Origin of the sequence: Kangiella sediminilitoris (assembly GCF_001708405.1) — a bacterium.
Taxonomy (GTDB): Bacteria; Pseudomonadota; Gammaproteobacteria; order Enterobacterales; family Kangiellaceae; genus Kangiella; species Kangiella sediminilitoris.
Genome location: NZ_CP012418.1, coordinates 490,178 through 508,660 on the forward strand (window position 1 = coordinate 490,178; position 18,483 = coordinate 508,660).

Annotated in this window: 15 protein-coding genes; 11 read left to right on the forward strand and 4 right to left on the reverse strand. The window is 43.6% G+C overall.

Annotated elements, in window-relative coordinates; genetic code table 11:
• Window positions 1-61 precede the first annotated feature (61 nt).
• Window positions 62-877 (forward strand): TerC family protein, encoded by an 816-nt coding sequence (locus KS2013_RS02370; protein WP_068989172.1) that lies wholly within the window; start codon window positions 62-64, stop codon window positions 875-877.
• Window positions 878-929: 52 nt separating this feature from the next.
• On the opposite strand, the gene uvrA is transcribed toward KS2013_RS02370, so the two are convergent.
• Window positions 930-3,749, reverse strand: a complete 2,820-nt coding sequence (uvrA, locus tag KS2013_RS02375) for an excinuclease ABC subunit UvrA (protein WP_068989173.1) — start codon at window positions 3,747-3,749, stop codon at window positions 930-932.
• A 214-nt stretch (window positions 3,750-3,963) separates the two neighbouring features.
• On the opposite strand from uvrA, the gene KS2013_RS02380 reads away from it, so the two are divergent.
• The 3 genes from KS2013_RS02380 (at window position 3,964) to KS2013_RS02390 (ending at window position 6,622) form a co-directional block, all read left to right on the forward strand.
• The gene (locus tag KS2013_RS02380; protein WP_068989176.1) at window positions 3,964-5,334 is read left to right on the forward strand and encodes an MFS transporter; all 1,371 of its coding nucleotides are present in this window, start codon (window positions 3,964-3,966) and stop codon (window positions 5,332-5,334) included.
• 36 nt (window positions 5,335-5,370) lie between these two features.
• Window positions 5,371-5,853 carry a single-stranded DNA-binding protein gene (ssb, locus tag KS2013_RS02385; protein ID WP_068989180.1) on the forward strand — a complete coding sequence of 161 codons (483 nt, stop codon included), beginning with the start codon at window positions 5,371-5,373 and terminating at the stop codon, window positions 5,851-5,853.
• Window positions 5,854-5,914: 61 nt separating this feature from the next.
• Window positions 5,915-6,622, forward strand: coding sequence for a Bax inhibitor-1/YccA family protein (locus tag KS2013_RS02390; protein WP_068989188.1), 708 nt, complete (start codon window positions 5,915-5,917; stop codon window positions 6,620-6,622).
• A gap of 62 nt (window positions 6,623-6,684) precedes the next feature.
• On the opposite strand, the gene KS2013_RS02395 is transcribed toward KS2013_RS02390, so the two are convergent.
• The gene (locus tag KS2013_RS02395) at window positions 6,685-7,770 is read right to left on the reverse strand and encodes a mechanosensitive ion channel family protein (RefSeq protein ID WP_068989193.1); all 1,086 of its coding nucleotides are present in this window, start codon (window positions 7,768-7,770) and stop codon (window positions 6,685-6,687) included.
• A gap of 193 nt (window positions 7,771-7,963) precedes the next feature.
• Complete coding sequence (locus KS2013_RS02400; RefSeq protein ID WP_068989196.1) at window positions 7,964-9,088, reverse strand: OprO/OprP family phosphate-selective porin; 1,125 nt, start codon at window positions 9,086-9,088, stop codon at window positions 7,964-7,966.
• Between the two features lie 248 nt (window positions 9,089-9,336).
• On the opposite strand from KS2013_RS02400, the gene KS2013_RS02405 reads away from it, so the two are divergent.
• The 7 genes from KS2013_RS02405 (at window position 9,337) to KS2013_RS02435 (ending at window position 18,068) form a co-directional block, all read left to right on the forward strand.
• Window positions 9,337-11,580 (forward strand): ABC transporter permease subunit, encoded by a 2,244-nt coding sequence (locus tag KS2013_RS02405; protein ID WP_068989197.1) that lies wholly within the window; start codon window positions 9,337-9,339, stop codon window positions 11,578-11,580.
• A gap of 11 nt (window positions 11,581-11,591) precedes the next feature.
• Window positions 11,592-13,199 (forward strand): phosphate ABC transporter permease PstA, encoded by a 1,608-nt coding sequence (gene pstA / locus KS2013_RS02410; protein WP_068989200.1) that lies wholly within the window; start codon window positions 11,592-11,594, stop codon window positions 13,197-13,199.
• A 23-nt stretch (window positions 13,200-13,222) separates the two neighbouring features.
• A complete protein-coding gene (gene pstB, locus KS2013_RS02415) occupies window positions 13,223-14,026 on the forward strand; it encodes a phosphate ABC transporter ATP-binding protein PstB (protein WP_068989202.1) in 804 nt (267 codons plus the stop codon).
• A 27-nt stretch (window positions 14,027-14,053) separates the two neighbouring features.
• Entirely contained in the window at window positions 14,054-14,788 is a 735-nt protein-coding gene (phoU, locus tag KS2013_RS02420) for a phosphate signaling complex protein PhoU (RefSeq protein ID WP_068989204.1), read from the forward strand.
• Between the two features lie 36 nt (window positions 14,789-14,824).
• Window positions 14,825-15,517: a phosphate regulon transcriptional regulator PhoB gene (phoB, locus tag KS2013_RS02425; protein WP_068989206.1), complete on the forward strand. Its 693-nt coding sequence runs from the start codon at window positions 14,825-14,827 to the stop codon at window positions 15,515-15,517.
• 11 nt (window positions 15,518-15,528) lie between these two features.
• Entirely contained in the window at window positions 15,529-16,821 is a 1,293-nt protein-coding gene (gene phoR, locus KS2013_RS02430; protein ID WP_068989210.1) for a phosphate regulon sensor histidine kinase PhoR, read from the forward strand.
• Window positions 16,822-17,105: 284 nt separating this feature from the next.
• A complete protein-coding gene (locus KS2013_RS02435) occupies window positions 17,106-18,068 on the forward strand; it encodes a PstS family phosphate ABC transporter substrate-binding protein (protein ID WP_068989213.1) in 963 nt (320 codons plus the stop codon).
• Window positions 18,069-18,124: 56 nt separating this feature from the next.
• Here the strand turns inward: KS2013_RS02435 and KS2013_RS02440 are convergent, their stop codons facing one another.
• A complete protein-coding gene (locus tag KS2013_RS02440; protein WP_068989216.1) occupies window positions 18,125-18,478 on the reverse strand; it encodes an STAS domain-containing protein in 354 nt (117 codons plus the stop codon).
• Window positions 18,479-18,483: the final 5 nt, after the last annotated feature.

An 18,483-nucleotide genomic window follows, 5' to 3' on the forward strand; every position in this document is an offset into this window, starting at 1 on the left:
AAATGACAAGATGCTGTGCTAGAATGGCTTCAGTTTAACCAATAAATAAAGAGAACAACAGATGGAACTATTCACGATAGAAAACTTATTTACCCTCGGTATGTTGATCGTCTTACAGGCCGTTCTGGGTTTTGATAACTTGCTTTATATCTCATTAGAGTCTAAGCGAGCACCGCTGGAAAAACAAAAGAAAGTACGCTGGTTAGGCATTGGTCTGGCGGTAGTACTCAGAATTATTTTATTGTTCCTCATCGTTAAATTGATTGGTTATGTCAAAGACACGCTATTTACTATTCAATGGGAAGGCGTCATAACGGGGACTTTTAATTTAGAAAGCATCATTGTCCTGTTTGGTGGTATTTTTATCATGTACACCGCGGTAAAAGAGATTTGGCACATGATGGCGCTGGAGGTAGGAGATGGCAAAGATCGAAAGCCGCAGTCAGCTGGGAAAATTATATTCCTGATTGTATTAATGAACCTGGTTTTCTCGTTTGATTCGATTCTAAGTGCCATGGCCCTGACCGATAATTTCTGGATTATGGCCATCGCTATCATTTTAAGTGGTATTGCGATGATCTGGTTAGCTGATACGGTCTCAGCATTCCTGCAAAAGAATCGCATGTTCGAAGTGTTGGGTTTATTTATTTTGTTGGTGGTTGGCATCATGCTGCTGGCCGATGGCGGACATAAGTCTGAGTTACACTTCTTCGGCTATCCAATCGAGCCTATGAACAAGGCAACTTTCTATTTCGTTATCGCGGTGATGGTATTGAGTGATATTGTACAGTCGAAGTATCAGAAGATTCTGATGAAGAAGAAAGAAGCTGCTGCCCGAGCCAAGTTAGAGCAGGAGGCTCAGGAAGAAATTCTTTGAGAGAAAAAAGCCCGCCAACTGGCGGGCTTTTATATTTAGAGGGATATGGAGTTTAAAGCATCGGCTTTAAATATTTCCCGGTATAACTGCCTTTTTCTTTTGCGACATCTTCTGGCGTTCCTGTTGCGATAATCTTACCACCTTTGCTACCACCCTCTGGGCCAAGATCGACGATCCAGTCTGCGGTTTTAATTACATCAAGGTTGTGTTCGATGACCACCACTGTATTACCGTGATCGCGTAGACGATGCAGCACTTTCAGAAGCTGATTGACGTCGTGGAAGTGTAGACCCGTCGTTGGCTCATCCAGGATATATAGCGTCTGCCCTGTATCACGTTTCGATAATTCACGTGATAGTTTAACCCGTTGTGCCTCACCGCCTGATAACGTAGTAGCGGCCTGACCGAGTTTAATATACGACAGTCCAACATCCATCAGGGTTTGAAGTTTTCGAGCAACCGCTGGAATCGCGTCAAAGAACTCACGCGCGTCTTCAACCGTTAGCTCTAACACTTGGTGAATGTTTTTGCCTTTGTATAGGACTTCTAATGTTTCGCGGTTATAGCGTTTGCCTTTACACACATCACAGGCAACATAGACGTCAGGCAGGAAGTGCATTTCTACTTTGATTACACCATCACCCTGGCAGGCTTCGCAGCGTCCGCCCTTAACGTTAAAACTGAAACGTCCCGGTTTGTAACCCCGTGCTCGCGACTCCTGCGTACCGGAGAACAGCTCACGAATCGGCGTAAAGATACCGGTGTAAGTCGCTGGGTTTGAACGCGGCGTTCTACCTATGGGGCTCTGGTCGATATCGACCACTTTATCGATGTGTTCTAAGCCATCGATAGAGTCGTAAGCCTTTGGCTGTAGACTCGATTTATTGATCTTACGTGCAACGATCGGATACAGCGTATCGTTAATTAAGGTCGATTTACCTGAGCCGGAAACACCTGTGATACAGGTTAGTAATCCAACCGGTAAATCCAGATTCACTTGATTCAGGTTGTTGCCGGTAGCACCTTTAACGGAAATAAACTTTTTGTTATCGGCTTTAGTGCGCTCGACAGGCACTTCAATTTTTAACTCGCCAGTTAAGTACTTAGCGGTAAGAGAATCTTTCTTTTTTAGAATATCTTTCAGCTCACCCGCAGCGACGACTTCACCGCCATGAACACCGGCACCTGGGCCAATATCCACGACGTAATCAGCAGCGCGAATAGCATCCTCATCATGCTCAACCACGATAACGGTGTTACCCAGATCGCGAAGATGTTCCAGTGTTTTCAACAAGCGGTCATTATCTCGCTGATGCAAGCCAATGGATGGTTCATCCAGAATGTACATCACGCCTACCAGTCCTGCACCGATCTGGCTGGCGAGGCGAATACGCTGAGCTTCACCGCCCGATAATGTATCGGCGCTACGCTCCAGAGTAAGGTAGTCGAGACCAACATTAACCAGGAAGCCTAATCGTTCGCAAATCTCTTTCAGAACTTTGGCTGCAATTTCACCCTTTTGTCCCGGAAGGTCTAGTTTATTGAAGTAGGAGTGGCTGTCTTCAATCGACCAACGTGTGATTTCTGGAAGCGCTGTCCCTTCAATAAACACATTACGCGAGTTTTCATTGAGGCGAGTGCCATCACAGCTGGAGCAACTCTGGGTTGTCATGTACTTCTGAAGTTCTTCACGAACAGCGCCAGACTCGGTCTCATGATAGCGACGCTGCATGTTGGGAATTATCCCCTCAAAACGGTGTTTGCGATGATAGCTGTCACCCCTGTCATTGCTGTATTCGAAGTTAACCTGCGTCGAGCCACTGCCATGTAAGATGACATCCTGGATTTTCTTCGGCAGGCTGCTCCAGGGTGCTTCGATATCGAATTCATAATGTTTTGATAGCGATTTCAGCATATGGAAGTAGTAGACGTTACGGCGATCCCAGCCACGAATCGCACCGCCAGCCAACGAAATATCTTCATTGGTTATGATCTTCTCAGGATCAAAGAACTGATCGACACCCAAACCATCACAGGTAGGGCAGGCCCCTGCTGGATTGTTGAAGGAGAAAATACGAGGTTCCAGCTCCTGAATCGAGTGACCGCAGGTAGGACAGGCGTATTTTGCTGAGAACACCATTTCGGGTGCCTTTGGATCATCCATTGCCGCCACGCGAGCAATACCGTCAGCCAGTTCAAGCGCTGTCTCAAAAGATTCTGCCAGGCGTTGCTGTAGATCAGGCTTAACCTTAAAGCGATCCACGATGACTTCAATGGTGTGCTTTTTGCGTAACTCCAATTCTGGAGGGTTGGCTAGCTCATGCACCTCACCATTAATTCGGGCACGGACGAAACCTTTGGCCTGTAGCTCCTGCATCAGCTGGATGTGCTCACCTTTACGGTTTTTCACGACAGGTGCCAATAGCATCAATTTCTCGCCAGCTTCTCTTTCCAGGACGGCATCCACCATCTGACTGATGGTCTGTGCTTCCAGTGGTAACTGGTGCTCGGGACAGTGTGGTGTACCGACACGGGCAAACAACAGGCGCAGATAGTCATAAATTTCTGTTATGGTACCTACCGTTGATCGAGGGTTATGTGAGGTCGACTTCTGCTCTATTGATATTGCTGGAGATAACCCTTCGATGTGCTCCACATCGGGCTTTTCCATTAACGACAAAAACTGACGAGCATAAGCAGACAAAGACTCAACATAACGACGTTGGCCTTCGGCATATAAAGTATCAAAGGCGAGTGAGGACTTACCAGAGCCTGATAAGCCAGTAATTACAATTAATTTATCTCGAGGTAATACGAGGTCTACGTTCTTTAAGTTATGGGTCTTAGCACCGCGGATGTCGATATTATCCATCTAGCTCCTGCCACTGTATGTTGTATCAATTGCGCCAATTATGACCAATTAAATGTGAATTAGGCGTCAGCCTGTCATTGGCTGCCGTTAATATAGTGATTTAGAAAATAAATTTGGTCTTTGCGCGATAAAATGCGAGAATCACAAACCGTTAACTATAGCGTGAAATGAGGCGTTCCGAAAAGCCTTTTACTGATTATTAGCGTATTCATTTATGAAGTCCTCTTCCTTGACTAGTACAGAACGTCGATCTGCGGTTTCTCTCGCCAGTATTTTTGCTTTGCGCATGCTAGGGCTCTTTATGCTATTGCCTGTCATTCGGATATTAGGCGAGGATCTGGAAGGAGCAACGTTACCGCTATTAGGATTAGCCTTGGGTATTTATGGTCTGTCTCAGGCTATTCTGCAGCTTCCGTTGGGTGTGTTATCCGACAAGATTGGCCGTAAGCCAGTGATTTATGGTGGTTTGCTGATATTCATTGCAGGTAGTTTAGTCGCAGGGTTTTCTGAGTCGATCTGGGGGCTGATTGCCGGGCGTGCACTTCAAGGTGCAGGTGCAATTGCCAGTGCCGTAATGGCCTTAGCGGCGGATCTAAGCCGACCACAGCAGCGCTCAAAAATGATGGCTATGATTGGTGCCAGTATCGGATTGGCATTTGCTATCTCACTGATTTTAGGCCCTTTGCTGGCTAACTGGCTGTCACTACAAGGACTGTTCTTTGTTATCGCAACACTGGCCTTTGTGGCCCTGGTCGTTGCCATGACCCTGGTTCCAAACGGGGAGCAAGCCAGCAAAGTCAGTTTAAACTTGAGTTTTGCTGAGCGTTGGCAACATGTTACGGCCAAGGGGCGTATATTTGTGTTGGCGCTTGCTGTGTTTGTTATTCACTGGTCATTAGTCGCTGTCTTTATGATAGTTCCTGAAAAACTAGAGATTAGCGGCTTCGAGCTAAGCCAGCACTCATGGATTTATTTAACTGTATTAGTCTTATCGATAGCCTTAATGGTTCCGATGATGCTGAGAGCCGAAAGAAAGAAAAAGCACCGTCAAATCATGCAGCTGGCTTTCTTTGTTATTGTATTAGCTTTGGCCAGTTTATTTACCGGGTTTACCCATATTGTATTCTGGCTGGTGGTGCTGACGTTATTCTTCGCAGGATTTAACCTGCTAGAGGCTAAACTGCCATCTACCGTTTCAAACTTGTTTGGGTCTCAATATCGGGGTACTGCTCTTGGTGTTTTTAGTACAAGCCAGTTTCTCGGGGCTTTTCTCGGAGGTAGCTTAACGGGTTATTTACTGCCAAAACTGGGTGTTGATGGTATCTTGTACCTCAATATAGGTTTGGCTGTTATTGCTGGATTGGCTTTATCGGCACTGGGCAAACTGCCTGAAATTGAAAAAATTGTGATTCAGCTAAGCGATACTGATGAAAAGTCTGGGCAAAAAGCACAGATTTCTGCATTAAAAATGCCCGGAGTGATGGAAGCGGTTGCTAGTGGCACAGAGGGCAAGGTATATTTACAAGTTGATAAATCACGTATAAATCAAAAGGACTTGATGGCTCTAGGCCAAATTGAAGGCTAGACACAAGACAGAATTTATAAAGAATAGGAGTACTACATGGCCAGTCGTGGCGTTAATAAAGTTATATTAGTTGGTAATCTTGGTAAAGATCCTGAGATCCGCTACACAGCGGATGGTCGTGCTATTGCGAATATCACGGTAGCGACCTCCGAGTCATGGAGAGATAAGAGTTCAGGGCAGCAGCAAGAAAAAACCGAATGGCACCGAGTGGTAATTTTCGGTAAATTGGCTGAAATTGCTGGAGAGTACTTACGTAAAGGTTCTCAGGTTTACTTCGAAGGTAAGCTGCAAACGCGTAAATGGCAGGACCAGTCAGGTCAAGACCGCTACACAACAGAGGTCGTGGTCGATATTAACGGGCAAATGCAGATGCTTGGCGGTCGTAGTGGCGGTGGTGGTGATACATCGTTTGGTGATAACAGTTCATTTGGTGGTCAGCAACAGAAGCCACAGAATCAACAGTCGCCACAACCAGCACCAGCAATGGATGACGACTTTGATGATGACATTCCGTTCTAATGTCATAAACGCCTTATATAATTATTAAATACAATAAATTAGCTTAACCAAGGAGACAATAATGAGCTATCAAGATATTGAGCAACAAGATGTTGCCGTTAGCCGTGGTGGTTTAGGTGACCGCGCAAAATTTATTACGAAAACCTACAATCATTTGCTTGGCGCGATTTTTGCTTTTGTATTGATCAGTGTTTACTTCTACCAGTCAGGAATCTCAATGGCGATTGCCGAGTGGGTGTTCTCATTTGGTGCTGGCTGGATGGTTCTTCTAGGGGGCTTTATTGCCGCAAGTTGGGCTGCTACTCATTTAGCTCATACTTCTCAGTCAAAGGTTACTCAGTACTCGAGCCTGATAGGCTTTATTATTGCTGAAGCTATCATCTTTGCTCCTATGCTGTTGATTGCAGCGAATTATGCCAATGGAGTCATTAAGAGTGCGGCTACGGTAACCTTGGTGGGCTTCGCAATATTAACCGCAATTGTTTTCTACACTCGCAAGGACTTCTCGTTCTTACGCGGTATTCTTATGTGGGCGGGTGGTCTAGCGCTATTGGCCATTGGTGCTGCATTCATTTTTGGCTTCCAGCTTGGGACCTGGTTCAGTGTCGGCATGATTGGTTTGGCTGGCGCAGCAATTTTGTATGATACTTCAAACGTTCTTCACCATTACCCAGAAGATCGTTATGTTGGTGCTGCACTGCAGTTATTTGCCAGTGTCGCCATGATGTTCTGGTATGTTCTTCGTCTCTTTATGGCGAGTGAAGATTAATCGGATATCCGAAAAAAAAGCGGCGTTTAGCCGCTTTTTTTATGCGCAATTAACGAGCTAAACTAGTCTTCGCCCTTGCCTTCCTTATTAAGCTCCGACTCTTCAATGACCAGCTTCTCTTTTAATAGCTCGATTTTTTCTTTAGCCTTGTCTTGCTTCACTTTAAGTTTATCCTTTTGCTCGCTATCGGATGTTTCTTTTATTTGCTCTGCCATCTCCTCGACGGCTTCCTCAAGCTTTTCGACCTGTTGACGGGTTTGATCAACCTGTTCAGCTTTGTTGGCCTTATCAAAAATTACGGACTCTGGTTCTTCCTTTTTAGCCTTTTTTGACCGGGATTTTTTAGATTTTCCTGCTTCTGGAATAAAAGTCTTCTCGTCAACCATCCGTTGATTTCTAAAAATGGGAGAAACTATTTCTATTCCAGCCTGATGTAGACTGTCTAGAACACAGGCGTTTAGTTTTGAGCGACTTGATAGGAGAGTATTGATATCTGTAGCCAGCCCGTGAATCTTATAGACGATGGCATGATCCAGCAATTTTTCGATGTATACAAAAGGTTTCTCTAGCTCGGCATTCTTTGCGGCTTCAAGAAGTAAAGGCTCAATGGTTTGATGTTCATTGTCATAGCCCAAAGATACTTCGGTGGATATAATTGTTCCATCACTGTGCATTACTGTAACCGGGTTGGTTGCCAAAAACAGGTTAGGCAGGGTAATTAAATCCCTTTCGCGGTCCTGTAATTCGGTATGGAGTAAACCACGCCCCGATACTCGACCAAACATATCCTTGACTTCAATAAAGTCTCCTAGACGGAAGTTACGAACTGAACGAAGCCAAATCCCAGCCATGATATTACCTAAGAATGTAGCTGAGCTTAAAGCTATCGAAGCTGATAAAACGATACCAATAAGACCGATAATTTGGTTCTTTAAACTATCTTTTATAGGTAGCACCAGTACGAATACAATGATCAGCAATAACATAAAAACAATATTCGTAAGCTGTCTCTGAAGCACTACATTAGTGTTTTTGTTTTTACTGAGAGTAAAGAATTTTTGCAGAAGCTGATAGGCGAAGAAGCCGATAACCAGAGTCGCAACCGGCCAGAAAAGGCTGGTTAAATCAAAACCGAAAAAGTCTGACATAACGTGTGCTCCTTGTTATTTATTCTTATCATAATTGTTTATAACTCTTATGCAAGATATTCAATAATCAGGCTTAAGAGACTGAGGAAGAGAATATTTTAATTTTCTCTTAGGCAAGGACGGCACAAAAAAGGGCGCCATTGGCGCCCCTAAATCTAGAATTATATTTTAGTATGTTAACAAGAAGTCTTGCTTAGAATACGTACTGGAAACGAACCGCTATAGCATCGCCATCTCTAGTGTTACCAGCAGCTTCAGTAATGTCACCGTTGACGTAGTTAAGGCCAACACGTACTGCTTTGCTTGCGTAATAGTTCAAGCCTAAAGTGAAGGCTTCGGCTTCTTCTGTACCTGGCTCATAGTTACTGAAGCGACCAAATACTTCCCAGGCGCCATCTTTACCTTTCGGAGATACACGCTTGAATTTACCTTTGCTGTATGGACGTGCTTCGCCAGTCAATACATAGCCGAACTGAGCGTAGTAGCCTTCAATGTCAGTATCAGCGAAGTTACCGCCGTCTACCTCAGCGTCGAAGTATTCAGCTTGAGCGTGGAAAGGACCTGCAGCGTATGCAAATTCAAGGTTATAAGCAGAAATGCTTTCACCATTAATGTCACCACCAACTTTATAATCAGCTGTGTGGATTTCTACACGCTGATCAGCGCCGTACTCATTACCAGCCAATCGACTTTGACGGAAACCAAAACCTAAATGGAAAGTCTGGTTATCAGTATTCACTGGTGCAAACGTCATGCGACCCGTAACACCCGTAGCGATATTGTTGCCTTCTTCACCTTGATCATAAAGGCCGACCATCCAGGTGTAGTCATTGTTATAAGAACCTAAAGACGCGCCATAGTTTTTACCTGGAGCCAAAGCGTTAGTAACCATAGTACGTTCGATCGCAGTGATATCTTTCGATGAAGTATTCTCTTCAAGGCCAAATGGCTCTTTGTGTTTACCAAGAACAAGCTCTAAGTTATCCCAGCCATTGTATTGGATGAAAGCATCGCTCAGACCCGTATCACCTTCGTCATCGAAGTCGCCCTGTACTTTAGCTTCCCATTCACCAAACTCACCGCTAACGTAGATACGTGCGCGACGAAGTTCTGAATCTGAACCAGAGGTATCTGTGTCAGAAAAAGCATCACCATCCCACATATCGATGTCATACATTAAACGGCCGCCAACTTTGATGTTAACTTCGTCAGTTTTAATGCTCATACCACCGCCAGCTTTTGATTTTGCTTCTGTTTCTGCGAAAGCCGGTGTAGAAATTACAGCTGCTATAGCTACTGCTAATAATTTTAATTTCATTGTCATCTCCAAAAAAGAGTATTTCATTAAAAGTCGGTGTGGATTTTACGGCTATTATATGACAGTTACATGACAGAAACGCTAAGGCTTTGTGAAACAGCACTTGTTACAGAAACTTTAAGCTGATTACTTACTCTATCCGTCCATGTTACCGGGATGTCATAAAACAACCTGAATATTACAAGACTTTAACATTACTGTCATATTCCAGACCTATAATCCAAGCATGATTCTAGAATTGGTCTGACATGAACACTTCGATTAAAGATACCACGCGAAAGCTATTAGACCAGCAGACGCAAAGTGGAAAGCATAAAAGACGAAAGCTGAATGACATGCTTGCACGCTATGGCATTGCTGTGGGCGGTATGTCCGTTATTGTGGCCGTTGTTCTTATCTGTTTCTACCTGTTATGGGTTGTATTACCAATATTTAAGCCAGCAGCAGTAGAAATGGAAAAGGATTTTCCCTGGTCACAAAAGCAATTATTGCACCTTGAAGTCGAAGAATACGGGGAAATTGCATTTGGTCTGGAGCCATCGGGACATATGCAGTTTACCGATATTGAGGCTAACAAGGCGCTAGCTAATTATAAAGTGTCTGAAGAGCATACAGTTTCAGCATTTGCTCAGCTGGATCTAAAGGGGATGATGGCCGTAGCTCTGGATAATGGTTCGATACAATTATTACAGCAAGATTACGCTATCAGTTACCCGGATAATAAGCGTAAGTTAACCCCATCAATTCAACACCCTTTCGGCGAAGAGTCTATAGAGTTCAGCGATAAGCCTGTTAGGCTGCTGAACGGTAAGTTATGGGACGATGGCATGATTCTGGTGGGTACGAATGAAGATAACGAACTGTTAACCAAGCATTTTTATGTTGAGCAATCATTTCTAGGTGAAGGTCTGGAGCTTGATGAAAATACATCATCCATCATCCAATTAGGATTTGAACCGAAATTTGTGCTTGCGACTCCAGGTCCAGACTGGATCTACGCTATCGGTGAACATGGTGAGATGAGTTCTTACCAATATGAGGGCGGTGAGTGGCAGCTCAGAGAAACGAAACAGCTAACAGAAAGTGGCATAAACGTCTCTAATGCCAGCTTTTTATTAGGCAATGTCTCTCTTATGATTGGCGACTCGAACGGTACCATCAGTCAATGGTTCCAGGTAAAGAACGAGAATAACGTTTCTTCGTTAACAAAGATTCGAGACTTTAAGTTAGGTAATCAGCCTATCGTGACTATAAAGCCTGAAGCACGTCGAAAAGGCTTTATTGCAACAGATACAGAGGGAAAGGTTGGTGTTTTCTACACCACATCAGAGCGTTTACTGGAACAGTTTGAGTTTGGTCAGCCGATTCAGGCTTTATCTATCAACTCCCGTAGTAACAAGTTGTTGGTTATTGGCGAAGATGCACAAGCGACAACTTTTATGGTGGAAAACGAACATCCTGAGATTTCATGGTCTGCTATCTGGAACCAGGTCTTTTACGAAGGTTACACAGAACCTACCTTTACCTGGCAGTCTTCTTCGTCTTCTAATGATTATGAGTCAAAGTTTTCCTTGGTTCCGCTAAGCTTTGGCACCTTGAAAGCAGCATTTTATGCCATGCTTTTCGCCGTACCTCTAGCAATCTTTGGCGCGATATTTACAGCTTACTTCATGGCTCCAAAAATGCGTTCAATGGTAAAACCTACTGTTGAAATCATGGAGGCGTTGCCGACGGTTATTCTAGGTTTCCTTGCTGGTTTATGGTTAGCTCCCCTGATCGAGGAAACACTGGTTGGCTTCCTGTTGACCATTATTCTACTGCCGATATTTACGGTTCTGTTTGGCTTTTTATGGTCAAGATCACCTGAAGTTATCAGGCATAAGATTCCTGATGGTTGGCAGGCAGCTTTGTTATTACCGGTGGTGATAGTAGGTACTATGTTTGCTTTCTGGTTGGGCGAGCCGGTAGAACAGTGGTTGTTTGATGGCAATATGCCAGGCTGGCTGGACGATCATGGCCTCAACTATGATCAACGTAACTCGTTAGTTGTTGGTCTGGCTATGGGGTTTGCGGTAATTCCAACTATTTTCTCAATTACAGAAGATGCTATTTTCAGCGTACCTAAACACCTGACAAACGGCTCACTGGCACTTGGCGCCAGCCAATGGCAAACCTTAACTCGAGTGGTTTTACCTACAGCGAGCCCGGGTATTTTCTCGGCTCTTATGATTGGCCTCGGAAGAGCCGTGGGTGAAACCATGATTGTACTGATGGCAACGGGTAATACGCCGATTATGGACATGAATATTTTTGAGGGTATGCGTACGCTTTCGGCCAATATTGCGGTTGAGATGCCAGAGTCTGAAGTGGGTAGTTCTCACTATCGAGTACTGTTCCTGGCGGCATTTGTTTTATTCTTATTCACCTTCGCATTCAATACGATTGCAGAGGTGGTGCGTCAACGTCTACGTAATAAGTACGGTTCACTGTAGGAGGATAACTGATGAGTAAAAAATTCTTTAACAGTGGGCAACACTGGGTTTGGCTAAATGCTGGAGCGATCAGTATTTCGTTGGTTATGGTTGTCGGACTGCTGTTGTTGATAGCTGTTCGAGGGCTGGGGCACTTCTGGCCTGCGGAAGTAAAAACTTTTGAAATGGCCGAAGGCGACCAAAAAACAACACTGATGGGCGAAGTTCATAATATTGAACATGATGTTCAAGATGGCCTTGACCGTGAACAGTACCTTTTAAAGATGGGTAACCGCGATGTTTATGGGCTTGATTTTAAATGGATTAATGTCAAAAACATTGAAGAAACCACTATCGATGAAGACGTTATCGTGGTCGAGCGTCGTGAATGGGGCAATCTCTATGGTTTCCTGGATAGCGTTACCAAAGATGGCTCTGTTATCAAAAATGATGTGACTGCACTAGAAGATATCGTTGATCGAGCGAATGATTTACACGAAGAAATCAGAAGTATCGAAAAAGACGATATTGGAAGTATTAACTATGAAATCGAGCAGTTACGTCTTGAGAAGCGACGACTTGAACTAGAGGGTGAGTTCACTGCAGAAGCCAGGTCCGACATCGAAAACCGTGAAGCCGAGCTTCAGCAGCAGTTTTTAAGTTATCAGGAAGAGTTGAACAAACTGTATGCCGATATTAAGCGAGACACTGCAGAGTTTAAATTAGTTGGTGGAGAAACGATCTCATTAACGGCAGGTAATATTGTTCGTGCATTCCAGCCAAACAATATGGGCTTCTTCGAAAAACTGGGCCATTACTTCTCCAAGATCGGTGAGTTTATATTAGATGAGCCGAGGGAAGCTAATACCGAAGGTGGGGTTTTCCCGGCAATATTCGGTACCGTAATGATGGTACTGTTGATGTCGGTAATTGTAACGCCTCTGGGTGTAATCGCTGCAGTTTATATGCGTGAATATGCCAAGCAGGGCCCGTTAACTCGCACTATTCGCATCGCTGTAAATAACCTGGCTGGTGTACCTTCTATCGTATACGGTGTGTTTGGCCTCGGTTTCTTTGTGTACTTTCTGGGAGGCTCAATTGATGAGCTGTTTTATCCAGAAGTCAGTCCTTCTCCGATGTTCGGTACTCCAGGATTAATGTGGGCATCTTTGACTTTGGCGTTACTAACCTTGCCAGTAGTCATTGTTTCAACAGAAGAAGGCTTGGCACGAATTCCGAAATCAATTCGTGAAGGTAGTTTGGCTTTAGGCGCAACAAAGTTTGAAACCCTACGTAAAACCGTACTACCAATGGCTAGCCCTGCAATGATGACAGGCTTAATTCTAGCGGTAGCACGAGCAGCGGGTGAGGTAGCGCCATTGATGCTGGTTGGTGTAGTTAAACTGGCCCCGACATTACCGCTGGACGGAAACGCACCTTTTTTACACCTGGAGCGTAAGTTCATGCACCTGGGTTTCCACATTTACGATGTCGGTTTCCAAAGTCCTAACGTTGAAGCTGCGCGTCCTTTAGTTTATGCCACAGCTCTATTGTTGGTATTAATCATCATCTTATTAAATATTGCGGCTATTAAGATCCGTAATAACCTGCGCGAAAAATATAAATCGCTTGAGCAGTAAAGAATTCCATCGAGGTAATTGAAATGACACAAGTATTGGAAGAGAAGACAATTGAGCAGCACTTGGCGGATGAAAAGATTGCTATAGAAGTTGAAAAGTTAAACTTGTTCTATGGTCAAAACCAAGCGCTTTATGACATCGACATGAAAATACCTGAGAAGAAGGTAACTGCTTTTATCGGTCCTTCAGGTTGTGGTAAATCGACATTATTGCGTTGCTTTAATCGCATGAATGATTTGGTTGATATCGCTCGAGTTCAGGGTGATATTAATATTCATGGTGACAATATCAATAAACCGGGTGTTGACGTTGCTGAGCTTCGTCGTAACGTTGGTATGGTATTCCAGAAGCCAAACCCTTTTCCTAAGTCAATTTATGAGAATATTGCTTATGGACTGCGATTACAGGGCATTAACAAAAGACGCGTTTTGGATGAAGTAGTAGAGTGGGCACTAAAAGGCGCGGCTTTATGGGACGAAGTTAAAGATCGTTTGCATGAAAATGCACTTGGTCTGTCGGGTGGTCAGCAGCAGCGTCTGTGTATTGCCCGAGCTATTGCCGTTCAGCCTGAAGTTCTACTGTTGGATGAGCCTGCATCGGCACTGGACCCGATTTCAACACTGAAAATCGAAGAGCTGATCCACGAACTTAAAAATGACTACACGATCGTTATTGTTACTCATAACATGCAACAGGCCGCTCGTGTATCTGATTATACTGCGTTTATGTATATGGGCGATATGGTGGAGTTTGATCAGACCGATACAATCTTTACTAACCCGTCACAAAAGAAAACAGAAGACTATATTACTGGTCGTTACGGATAATAGACGCTACTGAAAGAGGTATTTGAAATGGATAATGAAAATTTGAGCCAACATATTTCTAAGCAGTTTAACCAGGACTTGGAAAATGTTCGTGAAGAAGTTTTAGCGATGGGCGGTTTGGTTGAAGAGCAGTTGACCAAGGCTTTAGAAGCGCTAAGTTCGCAGGATATTAAATTAGCCAAGGAAGTAATCGAAACCGATGATCGCGTAAATGACTTTGAAATTAATATTGATGAAGCTTGCGTAAAAATTCTTGCTAAACGTCAACCTGCTGCCAGTGACTTGCGACTGGTTTCTACGGTGTTAAAAACCATTACAGACTTGGAGCGTGTTGGTGACGAAGCAGAGAAAATTGCTCGGATGGCAGTTGAAATTGCTGAAGCAAAAGAGGAGTCGCCACTATCTGGTAAATTGCATTTTGGGTCACTGCAACATTTGGGTGGATTAGTCAAAAGCATGTTGCATGATGCTCTGGATTCATTCGCAAGAATGGACACTGAGTCTGCTGTCAAAGTTGCTAAGAAGGATAAGGACGCAGATAAAGAGTATGATGCCATTTCACGTGAACTCATGACCTATATGATGGAAGAACCACGTAACATTTCTCAGGTTCTAGACTTTATGTGGGCGGCACGTTCATTAGAGCGCATTGGAGATCATGCCCATAATATTTGTGAATATATTGTTTATTTAGTGAGAGGCCAAGACGTTCGTCACTTGTCCTGGGATGAGATCCATAGGCTGGTAAAGAACCGTAACTAAGGCTATTATTCGGGTAAAAAGGAGTTGAATAATTCAATGAGTGCCAACATTCTCATCTTAGAAGATGAACGTGATATCCGAGAAATGCTAGCGTTTTGTATGACGCAGGCTGGATACGAAGTAGAGCAGGCAGCGACCGCTGAACGTGTCTTTGGGTTAATTAAGGATGGCTACAAACCGGATCTGTTTTTAGTCGACTGGATGTTACCGGGTGCCTCTGGGATTGAGCTGACCAAAAAGTTGAAAAAAGATCCTGATATGCAGTCCATACCTGTCATTATGTTGACTGCCAGAGGTGAAGAAGACGATCGCGTACAGGGATTGGAGGTTGGTGCTGACGATTATGTAGTGAAACCCTTTTCGCCTCGTGAACTATTAGCAAGAGTACAGGCTGTCCTTCGTCGCAGTGGTCTGGCTGCGCAGGCAAGCGAACAGTTAACTCATGGTGCTATCCAGATTGATACTGCCAGTCACCGAATTATCATTAACGGCAAAGAAGTGCACCTTGGCCCGACAGAGTATAAAATTCTGCATTTCTTTATGAGTAATCCAGAGAGGGTCTATTCCCGAGGCCAGCTACTGGATTCAGTATGGGGACAACAGGTTGTTGTTGAAGAAAGAACCGTTGACGTTCATATTCGTCGCTTACGTAAAGTATTGGCTGAATATAATGTTGAAAATTATGTTCAGACGGTGCGTGGTTCAGGTTATCGTTTCTCCAGTAAATAAGGCAGGAAGCCATGTGGACTAACCGTTTCTGGCAGGCAGAGTTCTGGACTTTAGCTTTTATCATTTTTGTAGTAGGGCTAATCGGTTCACTTTTTGATAGAGCTGCTGCCAGTATTGCGGTTATCATTTTTGGATATCTACTATGGAATTTGATCCAGCTATCCAGGCTTTATAAATGGTTGGTTAAATCAAAGTCGTTATACCCTCCGTCAGCTCCAGGCCTCTGGGGTGATATTTTTAATCACCTTTATGTTCTACAGCGGAAGAACCGGAAAGAGTTAAAAAAGCTTAAAGGGATTATTTCTGAGTTTAGGGCCTCAACTTCGGCATTGAAGGAAGGGGCTCTGATTATCAGTAATCAAGGCGAAATCCGCTGGTTTAATAAAGCATCTGAGAAGTTACTGGGCTTAAAAGCCAGCACCGATATCGGTCAGCGCTTATTTAACCTGTTGCGACACCCTAGCTTTATAGAGTATGAGCAAGTGCGTGACTATGAGAAGCCTTTGACTATCCCGTCCCCAGCGGATGAAAAGCTCATGCTTAATATACATATTACGCCCTACAACAACGATCAACGATTAGTCATGATACGTGATGTCACAGAAAAACATCATCTGGAAAGGGTACGGCAGGATTTTGTGGCTAATGTATCTCACGAGTTGAGGACGCCTTTAACGGTGATACACGGTTATCTTGAAATGCTGGACCCAGAGGTATACCCGGAGTTGTCGAAAGTGGAAAAGCCACTACAGATGATGCGGCAGCAGGCATTGAATATGGGGCACTTAGTAGATGATCTATTGCTCCTCTCCAGATTGGACGCCAAAGATCCTGCCCATAACGGCAACAAAAAAGACATAGATATCAATATCATGCTGGACAGTATTTGCGCTGAAGCGAGGGTGTTAAGCGGAGAAAAGAATCAAACAATTTTATTCCATTCGTACTCGAACAAAACTTTTTGTGGCTCTGAAAAACAATTACGGAGTGCATTTTCCAACCTGGTATTCAATGCCGTCCGGTACACCCAAAAGGGCGGGAAGATAGATATCTACTGGAAAGAAACCGATGAAAATCTGGTTATGAGTGTCTGTGATAATGGTCCGGGGATTGAAGAGGAGCATATACCTCGATTGACTGAAAGGTTTTACCGCGTTGATACTGGCAGGAACCGTTCTCAGGGTGGTACAGGGCTGGGTTTAGCTATTGTAAAACACGTTCTGGAGATGCATGGTGGTTATCTGAACATTCAAAGTACTGTTGGCAAGGGTAGTGAGTTTAGCTGTTATCTACCAAAGAGTTAATCCTGTCATCAATCTTGAGTAAATAGCCTTAAACGTTAACACTGTTTCATCTGTTGTTACTATTCAATAAAGCGCAAGATTGTGTTTAACAGTTTCTGATTGATTCAGCCCAATATAATCCATTGTAAAAAACAGTATTAGTGTCATCTAAGCCAGGCTGTTCTTTCTGTAAAATTCAAATCTGACTTGTAATAAAAGCGTCATATTGCAGTCACAAGGCCTTAACATAACTTACCCATAATGACAGCGTCTGTTAATCATACATACTCAGTTGGAGAGTTATAATGAACTTATTCAAAAAAGTCGCTCTAGCGGCAGCAGTTTCAACTTTGTCATTAGGCGCATTGGCTGAAGCTAAAGTTGATGAAAAATTACCTACTTATAAGAAAACAAGCGGTATCTCTGGCAACCTTTCAAGCGTTGGTTCTGATACTTTGGCTAACTTAATGACACTTTGGGCTGAAGAGTTCAAGCGTCAATATCCTAACGTAAACATTCAGATTCAAGCAGCGGGTTCTTCTACTGCGCCTCCAGCACTAACTGAGGGTACTTCAAACTTCGGTCCTATGAGCCGCATGATGAAAGATAAAGAGCTTGAAGCCTTTGAGAAAAAGCACGGTTACAAGCCAACGCCAATCGCTGTAGCAATTGATGCATTGGCCGTTTATGTGCATAAAGATAACCCAATCGAAGGCTTAACTATTTCACAGGTTGACTCTATCTTTTCTTCAACTCGCAAATGTGATGGCGAAGCTGACATCGCTGACTGGAGTGCGCTAGGTCTTAAAGACTTGGGTGATATCCAGCTATATGGTCGTAACTCAGTATCTGGTACTTACGGTTACTTCAAAAAGAAAGCACTTTGTAAAGGTGACTACAAGAACACTGTAAACGAGCAGCCAGGTTCTGCTTCTGTTGTTCAATCAGTAAGCCTATCTAAGAACGGTATTGGTTACTCTGGTATTGGTTACAAAACATCGGGTGTTAGAGCTTTACCACTAACTAAAAAGAACGACACGAACTATGTTGAAGCTACGCCTGAGAATGCAATCTCTGGTGATTACCCGCTAGGTCGCCAACTGTTCGTATACGTAAACAAGCACCCTAACAAGCCTCTTTCTCCAATCGAGCTTGAGTTCTTGAAAATGGTTCTTTCTAAAGTAGGTCAGGAAGTTGTTGTGAAAGACGGTTATATCCCACTTCCAGCAAAAATTGCTGAAATGCAGTTAAAAAAGTTAACTAAGTAATATCTTTCTAACTCATAGTAAGGCTTTACCGGCTAGTGTCTCACTAGCCGGTTTTTTTACTTTTGGAATTGAGCTAAATAATTATCCATTTCTTCAGTATTAGCAAAAACAGTAAAGTCAGGTAGTGCCTTAACGATTTCGAAGACTTTCTTGACGCCAGGGCTCATATTACTAACGGCAACTTTTCCGCCTTTAGCTTTTTGTTTTTTTAGAGTAGAAAATATTACGCGCAATCCAGCTGAACTGATGAACTTAAGTTCCTTCATATCGAAGACTATCGCTTTTACTGAATCATTCAGATTACCGATATATTGTTCTAGTTTAGGTGCTGTATCACTATCAAGCGAACCGTCAAGAGATAACCTTGCTGCTTCTTCACCGTTCTCACCAACTTCAATATCTAATGGCATATGAT